General features: G+C 68.7%; 16 protein-coding genes and 1 pseudogene. 9 read left to right on the top strand and 8 right to left on the bottom strand.

The annotated features are described in order from the left end of the window. Positions 1 to 2,559 (top strand): TonB-dependent receptor (locus V7D28_RS02965; protein WP_333585869.1); only part of this gene is annotated, 2,559 nt, incomplete at its 5' end. Positions 2,560 to 2,622: 63 nt separating this feature from the next. On the opposite strand, the gene V7D28_RS02970 is transcribed toward V7D28_RS02965, so the two are convergent. From V7D28_RS02970 to phnF, 3 genes and pseudogenes are all read right to left on the bottom strand, one after another. Next, a complete protein-coding gene (locus tag V7D28_RS02970; RefSeq protein ID WP_333585870.1) occupies positions 2,623 to 3,351 on the bottom strand; it encodes an endonuclease/exonuclease/phosphatase family protein in 729 nt (242 codons plus the stop codon). Positions 3,352 to 3,358: 7 nt separating this feature from the next. Beyond that, a pseudogene (locus V7D28_RS02975) lies at positions 3,359 to 4,501 on the bottom strand (alpha-D-ribose 1-methylphosphonate 5-triphosphate diphosphatase); the annotation flags it as partial. Positions 4,502 to 4,541: 40 nt separating this feature from the next. Then, complete coding sequence (phnF, locus tag V7D28_RS02980; protein WP_333585871.1) at positions 4,542 to 5,261, bottom strand: phosphonate metabolism transcriptional regulator PhnF; 720 nt, start codon at positions 5,259 to 5,261, stop codon at positions 4,542 to 4,544. A gap of 154 nt (positions 5,262 to 5,415) precedes the next feature. On the opposite strand from phnF, the gene phnG reads away from it, so the two are divergent. Genes phnG through V7D28_RS03020 form a run of 8 tightly spaced genes read left to right on the top strand, consistent with a single transcriptional unit; the run spans position 5,416 to position 11,911 of the window. Continuing rightward, entirely contained in the window at positions 5,416 to 5,889 is a 474-nt protein-coding gene (gene phnG / locus V7D28_RS02985) for a phosphonate C-P lyase system protein PhnG (RefSeq protein WP_333585872.1), read from the top strand. Further along, a complete protein-coding gene (gene phnH, locus V7D28_RS02990; RefSeq protein ID WP_333585873.1) occupies positions 5,886 to 6,500 on the top strand; it encodes a phosphonate C-P lyase system protein PhnH in 615 nt (204 codons plus the stop codon). Before phnG ends, phnH begins: the two co-directional genes overlap by 4 nt. A 2-nt stretch (positions 6,501 to 6,502) precedes the next feature. Beyond that, entirely contained in the window at positions 6,503 to 7,612 is a 1,110-nt protein-coding gene (locus tag V7D28_RS02995) for a carbon-phosphorus lyase complex subunit PhnI (RefSeq protein ID WP_333585874.1), read from the top strand. Next, complete coding sequence (locus V7D28_RS03000) at positions 7,609 to 8,553, top strand: alpha-D-ribose 1-methylphosphonate 5-phosphate C-P-lyase PhnJ (RefSeq protein WP_333585875.1); 945 nt, start codon at positions 7,609 to 7,611, stop codon at positions 8,551 to 8,553. Before V7D28_RS02995 ends, V7D28_RS03000 begins: the two co-directional genes overlap by 4 nt. After that, positions 8,550 to 9,347 (top strand): phosphonate C-P lyase system protein PhnK, encoded by a 798-nt coding sequence (gene phnK / locus V7D28_RS03005; protein ID WP_333585876.1) that lies wholly within the window; start codon positions 8,550 to 8,552, stop codon positions 9,345 to 9,347. Before V7D28_RS03000 ends, phnK begins: the two co-directional genes overlap by 4 nt. Before the next feature lie 4 nt (positions 9,348 to 9,351). Then, positions 9,352 to 10,056: a phosphonate C-P lyase system protein PhnL gene (gene phnL / locus V7D28_RS03010; protein WP_333585877.1), complete on the top strand. Its 705-nt coding sequence runs from the start codon at positions 9,352 to 9,354 to the stop codon at positions 10,054 to 10,056. 2 nt (positions 10,057 to 10,058) lie between these two features. Then, the gene (locus V7D28_RS03015) at positions 10,059 to 11,201 is read left to right on the top strand and encodes an alpha-D-ribose 1-methylphosphonate 5-triphosphate diphosphatase (protein ID WP_333585878.1); all 1,143 of its coding nucleotides are present in this window, start codon (positions 10,059 to 10,061) and stop codon (positions 11,199 to 11,201) included. Further along, the gene (locus tag V7D28_RS03020; RefSeq protein ID WP_333585879.1) at positions 11,198 to 11,911 is read left to right on the top strand and encodes a DUF1045 domain-containing protein; all 714 of its coding nucleotides are present in this window, start codon (positions 11,198 to 11,200) and stop codon (positions 11,909 to 11,911) included. Before V7D28_RS03015 ends, V7D28_RS03020 begins: the two co-directional genes overlap by 4 nt. A gap of 6 nt (positions 11,912 to 11,917) precedes the next feature. Here the strand turns inward: V7D28_RS03020 and V7D28_RS03025 are convergent, their stop codons facing one another. From V7D28_RS03025 to phnC, 5 genes are all read right to left on the bottom strand, one after another. After that, a complete protein-coding gene (locus tag V7D28_RS03025; protein ID WP_333585880.1) occupies positions 11,918 to 12,226 on the bottom strand; it encodes a P-II family nitrogen regulator in 309 nt (102 codons plus the stop codon). Positions 12,227 to 12,233: 7 nt separating this feature from the next. Beyond that, on the bottom strand, positions 12,234 to 13,205 hold the full coding sequence (locus tag V7D28_RS03030; protein ID WP_333585881.1) for a sodium-dependent bicarbonate transport family permease: 972 nt from the start codon (positions 13,203 to 13,205) through the stop codon (positions 12,234 to 12,236). Between the two features lie 69 nt (positions 13,206 to 13,274). Beyond that, positions 13,275 to 13,814 carry a phosphonate metabolism protein/1,5-bisphosphokinase (PRPP-forming) PhnN gene (gene phnN, locus V7D28_RS03035; protein WP_333585882.1) on the bottom strand — a complete coding sequence of 180 codons (540 nt, stop codon included), beginning with the start codon at positions 13,812 to 13,814 and terminating at the stop codon, positions 13,275 to 13,277. Between the two features lie 7 nt (positions 13,815 to 13,821). Further along, entirely contained in the window at positions 13,822 to 14,514 is a 693-nt protein-coding gene (locus V7D28_RS03040; protein ID WP_333585883.1) for a hypothetical protein, read from the bottom strand. Next, positions 14,514 to 15,290 carry a phosphonate ABC transporter ATP-binding protein gene (gene phnC / locus V7D28_RS03045; RefSeq protein ID WP_333585884.1) on the bottom strand — a complete coding sequence of 259 codons (777 nt, stop codon included), beginning with the start codon at positions 15,288 to 15,290 and terminating at the stop codon, positions 14,514 to 14,516. The genes V7D28_RS03040 and phnC overlap by 1 nt, the downstream gene beginning before the upstream one ends. Positions 15,291 to 15,386 lie beyond the last annotated feature (96 nt).

Genomic DNA, 15,386 nt, shown 5'->3' on the forward strand with positions numbered 1-15,386 from the left:
GAACTGGTGGTCACCGCCACGCCGATCCGGGATTCCATCGTCAAGTCGCTGGAGATCCAGAAGGCGTCGGACAACATCGTCAACGTCATCGCCTCAGACACCATCGGCCGGTTCCCCGACGCCACAGCCGCCGGCGCCCTGGCGCGCCTGCCGGGGGTGGGCGTCCAGCGTGATCAGGGCCAGGAACGCTACATCCAGATCCGCGGCGCGCCGACCCGCTGGACCACCGTGGCCCTGGACGGGATCAACGTGCTGGGCGCCGAAGACCGGATCTTCCGGTTCGACTCCGTGCCGGCCGCACAGATCAGCCAGGTGGTGCTGAACAAGACCCTGCTGCCCAGCATGCCGGCCGAAGCCCTGGCCGGCCGGGTCAATATCGACACCTATTCCCCTCTGGATAACCCCGGCTTCCACGGCGCCTTCGACCTGGGGGCCGGCTTCGTCGATATGGGCGATGGGCCGGTGAAGCAGTATTCCGGCCGTCTGTCCTGGTCCAACGGGACATGGGGCGTCAGCCTGATCGGCTCGCACTATTCCTTCGAGCAGCACACCGACAACGACGAGCCGCGCTTCGACGACACGGGCCTCGCTTCGATCCGATTCACGAAATACGTCATCGAGCGCCAGACCGAGTCCTATTCAGCCAAGGTCGAATATTCGCCGAGCGATGATCACTACATCTCGCTGAGCCACCTGAAGACCGAGTTCAACGACTTCGAAGAGCGGAACTGGTACCGCTTCAACTATGCGAACGCCTTTTCGGTGACCCGCAACTTCGACACCGTTACCGCCGTGGGCGTGCCCATGGATGCGTCCTTCGCCTATGGCATCTATTCCAACGGCGTCACCTTCAACGTGCTGCACGGCGAGCACCGCCTGGGCGCCTGGAACGTGAACTGGGACCTCGCCCACACGGCCACCGAGTTCAACAACTTCTACCCCTCGGTGACCCAGCAGACCTCCACGGCCTTCACCCGACCGACAGCGGCCAACGCGGCCTTCCTGCCCTCCATGACGGTGCAGGTGAATGCGCGCGCCGGCGGCGTGCCCCTGCACACCCTCTATGACACCCTGCTGGTGAACGGACAGCCGACGCGAGGCCAGCAGCGCACCTCCATCAACCAGTATTCCCTGCCGGAATCCTTCGCCTCGGAATCCACCTCGCGCCTGGAGACCGAAGCCGTCACGGCCAAGTTCGACGTCAGCCGCGACTGGGAGAGCTTCGGCGCCCAGGCCACCTTCAGCGCCGGCTTCCAGTATGATGACCGGAGCCAGGAGAACGACCTGACCGCCCTGGTCCGGCCTGATGGCACGGTGCTCAGCAACAACCGCAGCGCCTTCCCGCTGGAGGTGAACGCCGCGCGCCTGGGCATGACCTGGAACATGGCCGACTTCTTCGGCTCCACGGTCTGGGACCAGAATGTGAACCGGGGCTTCACCGCCGTGCACATCGACACCCGTCGCATGCGCGACCAGCTGCTGGCCCTGATGGATGCGGCCCGTTCGGCCAATGCCGCGGGGGGCGCCTTCGCCGTCTACGACATCGACCAGCGCGCCTCCAATACGGTGGATGAAAAGGTCACGGCGGCCTACGCCATGAACCGCTGGAAGTGGGATCGCCACACCCTGACCGCCGGCGTCCGGGCCGAACGCACGGAGATCCAGTCCCAGGGGCTGGCCAATGCGGGTGGCGCGCTCGTGCCCCTCACCTTCTCCAGCGAAGACACCCTGGTCTTCCCCAGCCTGCACTACGGCTTCGACTATTCCGACACCCTGAAGTTCCGCGCCGCCCTGATCACCGGCGCGGCCCGTCCCAGCCTGGAGGACATGCGCGCCACGGTCAGCGTCAACGACACCTCCGAAACGGTGACCGGCGGCAATCCCTTCCTGAAGCCGGAGCGGGCCGTCGGTCTCGATCTGTCGGCCGAATGGTACTTCGCCCCGGCGGCCATCCTGGCGGTCAGCGCCTATCATCGGCAGGTAGAGGACGTTCTGTTCGACGCCTCGCAGATCATCGGCGACGCCAGCTATAACTTCGGCGGGGTCGATCGGAGCCGCTACACCCTGACCTCGACGCTCAATGGCCGCAGCGGTCATCTGAGCGGGATCGAGTTCGTCTACAGCCAACCCTGGACCTTCCTGCCGGGCTGGCTCTCCGGCTTCGGCTTCCAGGGCAGCCTGTCCTTCACGACCGGCGAGTTCGAAACCCCGGACGGGCAGACGGTGGAGTTCCCCGGCACATCAGACCGGATCACCGGCGCGACCCTGTTTTACGAGAACTATGGGCTGTCGGCGCGACTGAGCTACCAGCACCGGACCGACTGGCTGGACGAGGTCTTCCCTTCGGGGTCGACGGCCAATTCCAACCTCTACTGGGGCGACTCCCAGCGGCTGGACCTGTCGGTTCGCTACCAGGTGAACGACCAGATCTCGCTCTTCCTGGACGCCAACAACCTCACAGACGAGGTGGGCGTGCGCTATCAGGGCCGCGAAGATCGTCCCTATGAGGTCGAAGGTTTCGGCCGCAAGTATCTGGCGGGCCTGCGGGTCAGCTTCTGAACCTTGAGGGCGGGCGGCCAGCGGTCGCCCGCCCTTATCCTCTGTCGCGGCCCAGGCCCAGGCTCAGGCTCGAACGAGATCCACCACGACCGCGGCGTGGTCGCTGGGAAACCAGCCTTCCGGACAGGGGGCGTCCAGAGCCCTCGTGCGGGCCGAAATCCGCCAGCCGCCGGGCCGCACCAGCCCGGCATGATCCAGGGTTCGTACGGCGGCGGACGGGCTCCCCGCCCGCTCACCCTGCAGGGTCGGCGGCGCATTGAGGTCCAGCGCCTCTGCGATGGCGGCCAGTTCGGGCGCCGCCGCCTCGGCGTTGAAATCCCCCAGGATCAGCAAGGCGCCTAGGGGTGGCGCCTGCTCCAGCACGGTTCTGAGCTGGAGCTCTCTCAGCCGGGCGGCGTCAGGGCCGCGCAGGTGGGTCAGGTGGAGGTTCGCCACCACGAGGTCAGGGGCCGCCTGCCCCCATTGGGCGATCCGCTCCCCATCCCGCTCATCCGTCGGCAGGATGATCCGGCCCTCGGCGAGAAGCGCCTGCCGGGAGAGCATAGCCATGCCGGACACGCTCTCCACCCAGCCGTCCTCCTGCCGCCGGAGCTTGCGGCGCGCCGGCGTCCAGGTCAGATCCAGACCCAGCCGCTCGGCGAGATGGGCGGCGGTGTCGGCGCCGCCGCCCACGAAACACTCCTGCAGGCAGACCAGATCCGCCCGGAGCGCCGCCAGGCCCTCGGCCATGAGGTCGAGCCTGCGGCGATAGCGCCCTTCGTTCTTCCAGGTGTTGAGGGAGACGATGCGCATGGCGCGGTCAGGCTGCGCGCCGTCCCGCCGTCCAGACGCCGCGGACCAGGGGCAGGCCGCCCTGGCGGCGGATGCGCAACAGGTCGGCCCGCTGCCCCGGGGCGATCTCTCCCCGATCCTGAAGTTCCGCGGCCCGGGCCGGGGCGGAGGTCACCAGGGCCACCGCCCGGGACAGACTCCAGCCAAAGGGCGCCTCGGTCATGGCGAACGCGCATTCCACCAGGCTGCGCGGCACATAGTCGGAGGCGAAGGCGTCCAGCAGTCCGGCCTCGGCCAGGTCTGCGGCCGGCACATTGCCGGAATAAGACCCGCCGCGGATCAGATTGGGGCCGCCCATCACCACGACCATGCCCCTGTCCCTGGCCTGCTGCGCCGCCTCGGCGGTCACGGGAAATTCCGCCACGCGGGCGCCCAGGTCGGCCGCCTCATCGATATGGGCGGCCGTCTCGTCGTCATGGCTGGCCAGAGGCGTGCCGCGCGCCGTGGCCAGGGCGGCCACATGCCGGCGGTTGGCGTCGGCGTTGCGCGCCTGACGCTCACGCACCTGGGCGAGCCGCTCCAGGGCGGCCGCCTCGGTCATCCCCCCGGCCTGCCAGCCGGCCAGGTGCTTCTCCAGGTTCTTGTACTGCCGCTGGCCCGGGGTGTGGTCCATCAGGGAGAACATGGCGGTCAGCCGGTGATCGGCCAGGCCTTCCAGCCGGTCGCGAAGATCGTCGGCCGTGGTCTCGCAGCGCCAGTGGAAGCGGTGGTCGGCCCTGAGCAATCCGCCGGCCTGCGCCTCAGCCAGACCGTCCACCAGGCGCGTGAGGTTGTCCGTGCTGCGGGCCGCCGACGGATTGAACGAGCCAAGCGTCAGGGAGTTGAGAATGGTCGTCACCCCCACCGACAGGCAGCAGCCGTCATGGGTCACCGCCGCCGAGACCGGGTTCCAGCCGATGTTGGGGCGCGGGAAGTAGTGCTTTTCCAGGCTGTCGGTGTGCAGATCCACCACGCCGGGCATGAGAACGTCGCCCTCCAGATCCTCGCCCGTGGCGCAGCCCCCCTCGTCGATGGCGACGATAAGCCCGTCGCGAACCAGGACCGACCCGATGAAATCCGCCTCGGGCGTCGCCACCCGGGCGTTGCGAAACGCCAGCTCCACGCTGCTCTCCTGCTGAACTCGGACTTGAAGGAAGTTCGGACCTCAGCCGTCAGTCGCGGCCCGGGGCCGGAAAGACGATCTCGATCTCATTGCTGGTGCGGGACTCGCCGAACTCCAGGGGCCGCCCCAGGCCGTCCACATTCACATAGCGGCGGATGAGCAGGGGGACGTGCCTGGGCACATGCAGGAGGTCCGCCTCCGGCGCCGTGGGCAAGCGCGCCGATATCACCGTGCGCCGCCGGGTGTAGTCAGGCACGCCGCTGTCGCGCAGGGTCTGGGTGATGGTTCCCCGGGTCCGGTACATCTCCACGAAGGTGGGGAAGCGCTCGAAGCTGAAGTGGTGCAGGCCAAGACCCGTGGGCTCGCCGTCCACGAAGCGGACCCGCTCCATGAAGATCACCGGCGCACCGGTCTTCAGTTCCAGCGCCTCGGCCACCCGACTGTCGGCGGGCCGCACCTCGAGCTTGAGGACCTTGGTGGTGGGCTCAGCCCCGCGGCTGAGCACCGCCTCGGTGAAGCGCGGGCGACGCTGAAGCTGCGCCGGGCGGGTGGGCCGGCGCACGAAGCTGCCGCGTCCCTGGGTCGACTCGACGATCCCCTTTTCCTGGAGGTCCGACAGGGCCCGCCGCACCGTATGGCGATTGACCATGAACTGCCGCGACAGCTCGTACTCCGTGGGCAGCTTGTCGCCGGGATGAAGCTCCCGGCTGCGGATCCGCTGCTCCAGCGATTGGGCGATCTCTCGCCATAGAGGCATTCCACCAGCCATTTCACCGCCTCCTGATCAGTCTACGCAGGATGTCCTAGACAAGTTTTACTACTGTAAAATAACCTTCATACTTGGCTTGTTGTCGCCAATTGTGTCTTCGCATATCAAATACATCAGTCGATTACAACATAATGATTAGTTGTCGAGGTGAGATATGCCGGTTGAACCGGTCCACGGAGCGGCTGAGGCCGAACGTCGCCGCTGGATGTCCATCCTGGCCAAGGCCAGACCCCAGGAGGTGAGCCAGGCCTGGGACGACCTGACCGACGCCCCCGCCTACAGCGCTCTGAGGGCGCCGGAGACCGGACTTGTTCTGGTCCGCGGGCGCATGGGCGGCGGCGGCGACGCGTTCAATGTGGGCGAGATGACCGTCACCCGCGCCGCTGTCCGGCTCGAAAGCGGCGAGACGGGCGTGGGCTATGTCGCCGGCCGCGACCGCCGCCACGCCGAACTGGCCGCCGCCCTGGACGCCATGATGCAGGCGCCGGCCCTGCGCCCCCGGGTGGAGGGCGCGGTGATCGGCCGCCTCGCCCAGGCTCAGACCGAACGCCGCGAGACCAACGCCCGCAAGGCCGCGGCCACCAAGGTCGACTTCTTCACCATGGTCCGCACGCGAGGCCCCCAATGAGCGCCGTCCTCGACCTCGCCCGCATCGCGCCCGGCTTCGGCGATCCCGTCCGTGAGAGCCAGGCGGTGTTTCGCGAGCTGATGGAATCGACCGCCCGGCCGGGCCGCCTGGCCCGCTTCGCCCAGGCCCCCGCCGCGCCCGCGCCCCTGAACCGGGCGGCCGGCGCCGTCGCCCTGACCCTGTTCGACTTCGAGACCCTGGTCTGGCTGGACCCGGCCCTGGCGGGAAGCGAAGCGGCCGACTGGCTGCGCTTCCACTGCGGCTGCCCGCTGGCCGAGACGCCGCAGACTGCGGCCTTCGCCCTTGTCACCGACATGGCCCAGGCGCCGGCGCTGGCCGACTTCCACCAGGGGGACGCCAAGTATCCCGACCGCTCCACCACCGTGATCCTTCAGGTGGAGGCCCTGGAGGGCGGCCCGGTGGTGTCGCTCAGCGGCCCCGGCATCCAGACCACCACCGACATCGCCCCCCGCGGTCTGCCGCGGGACTTCTGGGCGCAGTTCGAGACCAACGGCGCGCAGTTCCAGTTCGGCGTGGACGTTCTTCTGGTCGCCGACGACCAGCTGATCGCCCTGCCGCGCACCACCCACGCCCAGATCAAGGGAGGCTGACCATGGCCTATGTTTCCGTCAAAGGCGGCGAGAAGGCGATCACCCACGCTCACCAATGGCTGGCCGAGGACCGCCGCGGCGATCCGAACGTGGCCGAGCTGGACGTGGCCCAGGTGCGCGAGCAGCTGTCCCTGGCCGTGGACCGGGTGATGAGCGAAGGCTCATGCTATGACCGTGACCTGGCCGCGCTGGCGGTCAAACAGGCCCGCGGCGACCTGCCCGAGGCCATCTTCCTGGTGCGGGCCTATCGCACGACCCTGCCCCGCTTCGGCGCCTCCCTGCCGGTGGAGACCGAGCAGATGGCGGTTCGCCGCCGCGTCTCGGCGGCCTTCAAGGACATTCCCGGCGGCCAGGTGCTGGGCCCGACCTTCGACTACACCCACCGTCTGCTGGACTTCCAGCTGGCGGCCGACGGTGTGGCCCCGCCCGCCCCGGCCCCTCAGGCCGAGGAGCCCCAGTCCTACCCCATGCCCAACATCGCCTCGGTGTTCCGGCACGAGGACCTGCTGGAGCACGATGAGCGGGTCGCCGAAGACCGCGAGCCCTACGACCTGACCCGCCAGCCCATGGCCTTCCCGGCCGATCGCGACCAGCGCCTGCAGGCCCTGGCCCGGGGCGACGAGGGCTTCCTGCTGAGCCTCGCCTATTCCTCCCAGCGGGGCTGGGGTTCCACCCACCCCCTCTGCGGCGAGATCCGCATGGGCGAGGTGGCCGTGGAATTCGTGCCGGACGAGCTGGGCTTCGCCATCGAGATCGGCGAACTGACCCTGACCGAATGCACCATGCTGTCGGGCTTCTCCGGCTCGGCCGAACGGGCGCCGCAATACACCCGCGGCTATGGCCTGACCTTCGGTCACTGTGAGCGCAAGGCCATGAGCATGGCCATCGTCGATCGCGCCCTGCGCCACCGCGAGGTGGGCGAGCAGGCCGATGCGCCGGTGCAGGACGAGGAGTTCGTCCTCTACCACTCCGACAATGTGGAGGCCTCGGGCTTCGTGCAGCACCTGAAGCTGCCCCACTACGTGGACTTCCAGGCCGACCTGCAACTGATCCGCCGGCTGCGCAAGGAACACTTCGAACGCCGCGCCGCCCTGAAGGAAGCCGCCGAATGACCGCCCAGACCCAAGGCGCCGGCAACGCGCCCGAGCGCTACTACAACTACGCCTATCTGGATGAGCAGACCAAGCGGATGATCCGCCGCTCGATCCTGAAGGCCCTGGCCATTCCCGGCTATCAGGTGCCCTTCGGCTCGCGCGAAATGCCCGTGCCCTATGGCTGGGGCACCGGCGGCATCCAGCTGACCGCGGCGATCATCGGCCCCGACGATGTGTACAAGTGCATCGACCAGGGCGCCGACGACACCACCAACGCCGTCTCGATCCGCCGGTTCTTCGCCAATGTGGCCGACGTGGCCACCACCGAGGACACCGGCGAGGCCACCATCATCCAGACCCGGCACCGGATCCCGGAAAAGCCGCTGAAGGAAGGTCAGGTGCTGGTCTATCAGGTGCCGCAGCCCGAGCCCCTGCGGGGCCTGGAGGCGCGCGAGACCGAGACCCGCGCCATGCACGCCTATGAGGAATACGGCCTGCAATACGTCTCGCTCTACGAGAACATCTCCGCCTATGGCCGCATCGCCGCCACGGCGGGCTATCCGGTGATGATTGAGGAGCGCTACCTGATGTCGCCCTCGCCCATCCCCAAGTTCGACAACCCGAAGATGGCTCAGAACGAAGCCATCATGCTGTTCGGCGCCGGACGCGAGAAGCGCATCTATGCGGTGCCGCCCTTCACCCGCGTCCGCAGCCTGGACTTCGAGGACTATCCCTTCGAGACCCAGACCTGGGAGGAGACCTGCGCGCTTTGCGGGGCCAAGGACTCCTACCTCGACGAGGTCATTCTCGATGACGCCGGGGCCAAGATGTACGTCTGCTCCGACAGCCACTACTGCGCCGAGCGCCGCGCCGCCGGCCATGCCGGCCCCATGGCCGGCCACGCCCTGGACCAGGACGCCCCGGCCCGGGACCCGCAGGTGAAGGAACCCGCCGAATGAACGCGATCTCCGCGAAGATCGAGGCCGCGCCGCTGCTCAGCGTCGAAGGCCTCTCCAAATGGTACGGCCACGTCCTGGGCTGTGAAGACGTCTCCTTCGAGCTGCGGCCGGGCGAAGTCCTGGGCGTGGTGGGCGAAAGCGGTTCGGGCAAGACCACCCTGCTCAACTGCATCTCGGGCAAGCTGGCGCCCACCTCGGGCGAAGTCCGTTTCGACACCCGCCGCTTCGGCCTGACCGACATCTACGGCCTGTCGGAGCCTGACCGGCGGCGGATGCAGCGCGAGGAGTGGGGCTTCGTCCATCAGAACCCGCGCGATGGTCTGCGGATGCGCGTCTCCGGCGGCGCGAATGTGGCCGAGCCTCTGATGAACCTGGGCCAGCGCCACTATGGCAAGATGCGCCAGGCGACCATCGACTGGCTCGACCGCGTCGAGCTGGACACCCGCCGCATCGACGACAAGCCGCGCAACTTCTCCGGCGGCATGCAGCAGCGCATCCAGGTGGCCCGCAACCTGATCCACGGGCCGCGCCTGGTGTTCATGGACGAGCCCACCGGCGGGCTGGATGTTTCAGTCCAGGCGCGGCTGCTCGACCTGCTGCGCGAACTGGTGCGCGACCTGGGGCTGGCGGTGATCATCGTCACCCACGACATGGCCGTGGCCCGCCTGATGGCCGACCGGCTGATGGTCATGAAGGGCGGCCATGTGGTGGAGACCGGCCTAACCGATCAGGTGCTGGATGACCCCCAGCATCCCTACACCCAGCTTCTCGTCTCCTCCGTCCTGCAGATCTAGAGCCATGACCGACCAACCGATGATCATCGTCGAGGACCTGGCCAAGACCTTCGTCCTCCACAACGCCGAATCCGCCATCATTCCTGTCTTTCAGGGCCTGCGCCTGGAGGTGGGGCCGGGCGAGTGCGTCGTCCTGGCCGGAGAGTCCGGGGTCGGCAAATCGACCCTGATGCGCTCCATCTACGGCAACTACCTGCCCACCCAGGGCGGGGTCAGGGTGCTGCATGACGGCCAGTATGTGGACATCACCCAGGCCAGCCCGCACCAGGTGCTGGACGTGCGCCGCCGCACCCTGGGCTATGTCAGCCAGTTCCTGCGGGTGATCCCCCGGATCCCCACCCTGCAGCTGGTCATGGAGCCCCTGCTGGAGAACGGGGTTTCGGAGGACGAGGCCCGCGCGCGCGCCTGCGAACTCCTCTCGGCCCTGCGCCTGCCCGAGGCGCACTGGGAGCTGCCGCCGGCCACCTTCTCGGGGGGAGAGCAGCAACGGGTGAACATCGCCCGCAGCTTCATCCGCAAATATCCCGTGCTGCTGCTGGACGAACCCACCGCCTCGCTGGACGCCGAGAACCGCGCCATCGTCGTGCGGCTGATCAAGGAGGCCCTGGCCGAAGGGGCGGCCATGATCGGCATCTTTCACGACCACGACGTCCGCGACGCCGTGGCCACCCGCCTCTTCGAGGTCTCCCAGTTCAAAGCGGCGGCGTGACCATGACCGAGACCCGCATCTTCTCCGACCAGGTGGTGACGCCCGCGGGCCAGATCGCCGCCGAACTGGTCCTGACGGACGGCCTCATCACCGCGCTGGCCCCCGCCGAGGCCCCTTCGCCCCAGGCCCTGGACTGGCGCGGCGACCTGGTCATTCCCGGTCTGGTGGATATCCATACGGACAATCTGGAAAAGCACTACCAGCCCCGACCCGGCGCCCTCTGGGACGCCTATGGCGCGGCGCTCGCCCATGACGGTCAGTGCGTGACGGCGGGGATCACCACTGTCTTCGACTCCTTGAGCCTGCACGGGCGCAAGGACGGGCTGGACCGCAAGGACGCCCTGGGTCCCATGATCGGGGCCATGGACCGGGCGCAGAAGGACGGCGCCCTGCGGGCCGACCACCTGCTGCATCTGCGCTGCGAGGTGACCAATCCCGAGCTTCTGACCCTGCTGGAGCCGCACGCCGACAATCCGCGCCTCAAGCTCCTGTCGCTGATGGATCACACGCCGGGGCAGAGACAGACCGCCAATGTGGAGCGGCTCCAGGAACGCATGGCCGCTTCGGGCCGCTCGGCCGAGGAGATCGAAGAGGTTCTGGCCCGCCGCCATGCCGGCCGCGATCCCGGCGTGGCCTATGACAACCGCCGCAAGGTGGTGGCCTTCGCCCGGGAATACGGCCTGCCCTTGGCCGCCCACGACGACGAGACGCTCGAGCATGTGGAAGAGGCCCACGACGACGGTTGCGCCATCGCGGAGTTCCCCGTCACCCTGGCCGCGGCCCGGCGGGCCCGCGAACTGGGCATGGCCGTGGCCATGGGCGGACCCAACTTCGTGCGCGGGGGCTCCCATTCGGGTAACCTCTCGGCCCGCGAGAGCGCCGAGGCCGGCGTGCTCGACATCCTGGCCTCGGACTATGTGCCCCTCTCCATGCTGCGCGCAGCCTTCATGCTGATCGATGAAAGCGGCTGGTCGCCCCAGGCCGCCATCGCCACGGTGACCTCCGGCCCCGCCCGGGCGGTGGGCCTCTCCGACCGGGGCGAACTGGCCGTCGGCCAACGGGCCGATCTGGTGCGGGTCTCCCGCCGATCCGCCGGCTGGCCGATCCCGGTGGAAGTCTGGCGGCAGGGACAGCGGGTGGCATGAGCGCCCGCTATGCCGTCTATTATGCGCCCGACCCGGCCAGCCAGCTCTGGGAGCTGGCCTGCGCCTGGCTCGGCCGCGACCCGCACCGCAGGCAGGACTGCCAGCGTCCGTCCCTGCCGGGCCTGGCGGATCTGGACCTGGACGCCCTGACCTCCAGCCCCCGGGGCTACGGCTTCCACGCCACCCTCAAGGCGCCCTTCGCGCTGGCGCAGGGCCGGCGCGAGGCCGAACTGCTCGACTTCGCCGAGGGGTTCGCGGGGCGGCGCCGCGCCTTCACCACCGCCATCTCCCCCCAGGCCCTGGGCCGCTTTCTGGCCTTCCGGCTGGACGCCGACAGCCCTGAGATGAACGTGTTGGCCGAGGCCTGCGTCCGGGAGTTCGATCCCTTCCGCGCGCCCCTCAGCGACTTCGACATCGCCCGCCGGCGAAAGGCCAGGCTCACGCCGGCCCAGGACGCCCGCATGCTGGAATGGGGCTATCCCTATATCTTCGAGGACTTCCGCTTTCACATGACGCTGACCAATGGCGTCGAGGACGAGGCGCTGCGCGCCCGCGTGCTGGACGCCCTGCGCCAGATGTTCGCCTATGTCAGCGGCCCCCACAGGTTCGACGCGGTGGCCATCTATCGCCAGGCCGACCGGGATGCGCCTTTCGAGGTCGTCGAACGCTTCGCCTTCGCAGGCGCCGCCGCGCCGGCGCGGGTGGATTAGGCGCCTTCAGAACTTCTCACCGCGCATGACCTGCACGTCGGAGACGGCGACCACGCCGGGATAGTCGCTGAAGAAGTCCGCCAGGCGGGCCAGCACCTTATCGGCCACCTCTTCGGTCACCAGGGCGTAGATCAGACGCTTCTCCTGGCCCGGCGTGAAGTCGCCACTGCGCCACTCTCCGCTGTCGCCCGTCCCGGCGAGACTGGGCAGCACGGTCCAGCCGCGCACTCCGGCCTGGGCCAGGAAGCCCTCCACCCGCCGCAGGACGGGGGCCTCGACGATGATCTCCAGCTTCTTGCGTTCCGTCAGCTGCATGAGGGTCTCACCCGATGATGGCGGCCGCCGCAGCGGTATAGAGGGGGATGCCGAAGACCAGGTTGAAGGGGAAGGTCACGGCGAGCGAGAGGGTCAGATAGACGCCGGGATCGGCGTCCGGCAGGGCGATCCGCATGGCCGCAGGCACGGCGATATAGGAGGCGCTGGCCGCCAGGATGGACAGGACCGCGGCATTGCCGGGGGAAAGGCCCGCCGCCAAGGCGCAGGCCAGGGCCAGGGCTGACGAGATGAGCGGCATGACCAGGGCGAAGGCCACCAGCGGCAGGGTCAGGGACCGGGCGGCGCTGAGCCTGCGCGCCGCCACCAGCCCCATGTCCAGCAGGAAGAGCACCAAGACCCCCTGGAAGACCGGCCCGACGAAAACCTCCATCTTGGCCATGCCGGAATCGCCCGTCAGCAGGCCCACCAGGAAGGCGCCGATAAGCAGCACCACCGAGCCGTTCAGGGCCACTTCGCGGAAGAGCTCGCCCCTCAGGCCCTGGCGCCCCGCCGCCCCGCCGCCGGCCAGGATCAGGGCCGCCAGGATGGCCGGGGTTTCCATCAGGGCCACCACCGCCACCATGTAGCCGCCGAACGGCACGCCGCTGACCCGAAGGAACTCCGTGCCGGCCACGAAGGTGACGATGGAGACCGAGCCGTAGTGAGCGGCTGTGGCCGCCGCCGTGGTGCGGTCCAGGCGGCTGATCAGGCGAAGGATGCCGAAGGCGATGACCGGAATGCCGAAACTCAAGGCCAGCCCCACGCCGGCGGCCTTCAGAAAGTCCGGGCTGAGGCCTGCCCGGGCCGCCTCCACCCCGCCCTTGAAGCCGATGGACAGCATCAGGACCAGGGCCAGTGTCTTGGCCGCGCCCTCCGGCACCGCCAGATCCGACTTGAACCAACCTGCGCCGAATCCCAGCAGGAAGAACAGGATCGCCGGCGTCAGCAGATTGGTCAGGGCCAGTTGCAACGAGTCCAATACGCGGCTCCTCGACGGCGGGCGGGACAGGCCGGCCCTCTTACGGGCGCCCGCCGTCGGACTCCACCCTCAGTCGTCCCCGACGATAGCCCTCATCATAGCCATGACGCCTTCTTCTGGTGAACCGTCGTTGCGCAGCTCGACCACGTCCTCGCCCTCAATGTTGTAGGCCTGGGCCCGGGCGATGCGCTGGGCGATCTCGGTCTCGGACTCCCGCCCCCGACGGCGCAGGCGTTGGGCAAGCTCACGGGGATCAGCGCTCACCGAGATGACCCGCAGGGCGCCCAGCCGCCGCCGGGCCTCATCGATCACGCCCCGGGACACATTGGCGACCACCTGGCGCCCCTCCGCCAGATCCCGCCGGATTTCGGCGGGCACGCCGTAGCAAAGCCCGTGCGCGCGCCAGGACAGGAGATAGTCGCCGGCCGCCTCTCGACGCAGGAACTCGGCCTCGCTCACCGGCCGATGGTCTTCGCCCCCGGCCTCGGCGGGGCGGGTGATGTCGCGCTGCACGAAGACCACGGCGGGATTGTCGGTCAGGGCCGCACGGGCCCCGTCGATCAGGGTGTCCTTGCCGACCCCGGAGGGGCCGACCACCAGAATGAGCACCCCGGCCTCAGGCGTATTTTTCGACGAAGGCGTCAGCGTCGAGGGCGCGGAAGTCTTCAAGGGCGTCGGCGAGCCGTTCATGTTCCCAGTCCCACCAGGCGATGGAGAGAATGCCGTCCTGGACGGCCTTGGGGAAGCGCTCGCGGATCGGCTTTGACGGCACCCCGCCCACAATGGTGAAGGGCGCCACATCCTTGGAGACCACCGCGCCGGCGCCGACCACCGCGCCCGTGCCGATGGTGACCCCCGGCAGGACCGTCACCCCGTGGCCCAGCCAGACATCGTGGCCCAGCACCACCCGGTGAGAGCGACGCCACTCGAAGAAGTCGTCATCATCGGCCTCGCCCATGTCATAGGAGATCGCCCGATAACTGAAGTGATGCTGGGCGGCCTTCCAGGTGGGGTGGTTGCCCGGATTGACGCGCACGTCCCGGGCGATCGAGCAGAACTTGCCGATCTCGGCATAGGCCGAGCTGGAATCGTTGACGATGTAGCTGTAGGCGCCCATGGCCGTCTCCGACAGGCTGGTGCGCGCGCCCACCCGGCACCAGGGACCGAGGATGGAGTCATGCACCGAAGCCTCCCGGTTGATCACCGGCGCAGGCCCCTTGGCCTTCGGACCCTCGGCGGGCTCGGCCACGAAACGGTCGATATAGATGTAGCCCGGCTCCAGGGGGCGGTTCGCCAGCTTCCCCACCATCAGGCGGCGGCCACGACGGCGGCTTCGAAGCCGCGACGGGGCGCGCGGGTTCCGTAGATCTTGTCCACCACCTCGGGGGTCAGCCCCGACGGCGGACCGTCATAGATGATCCTGCCCTTGGCCATGCCGATCACCCGGGTGCAGTAGCGCCGGGCGATGTCGAGACTGTGCAGATTGACGATCACCGGGATGCGGCGCTCGTGGCAGACATCCTGCAGCGCCTCCATCACCACCTCGGCGTTGATGGGATCGAGGGAGGCCACCGGCTCGTCGGCCAGCAGGATGTCGGGCTCCTGCAGCATGGCCCGGGCGATGGCCACCCGCTGCTGCTGGCCGCCCGACAGGGTGGCGGCGCGCTGGAGCGCCGCCTGGGCCATGTCCAGACGGTCCAGCTCGATGATCGCCCGGGCGCGATCCTCGGCTGGGAACACCTTGAGCAGGGACGACACGGCCGGCCGCTCGGCCAGGACGCCCACCAGCACATTGGTGATCACGTCCAGGCGGGGGCAGAGATTGAACTGCTGGAAGATCATGGCGCAGCGGCGCCGCCAGCGGCGCAGGGGCTTGCCCTTCAGCCGGCCCACGTCTTCGCCGTCCCACAGGATCTGGCCGGAGGACGGGTCGGCCAGGCGATTGATCATGCGCAACAGGGTGGACTTGCCGGCGCCGGAGCGGCCGATGACCCCGATGAATTCGCCGCGGTCGCAGGTCAGCGAGACCCCGTCCACGGCGTTGACCTCGCCAAACCGCTTGGTCACGTTGCGCAGCTCCAGCATCCTGCCTCCTGGGATTTCGGCGGGCCGATCGATGGTCTGATCTTATCGCGCGGCGGTGACCCCGCCGTGACGGCCCCGCCGGGGGTGCGACGCACC

The organism is Phenylobacterium sp. (assembly GCF_036723115.1).
Taxonomy (GTDB): domain Bacteria; phylum Pseudomonadota; class Alphaproteobacteria; order Caulobacterales; family Caulobacteraceae; genus Phenylobacterium.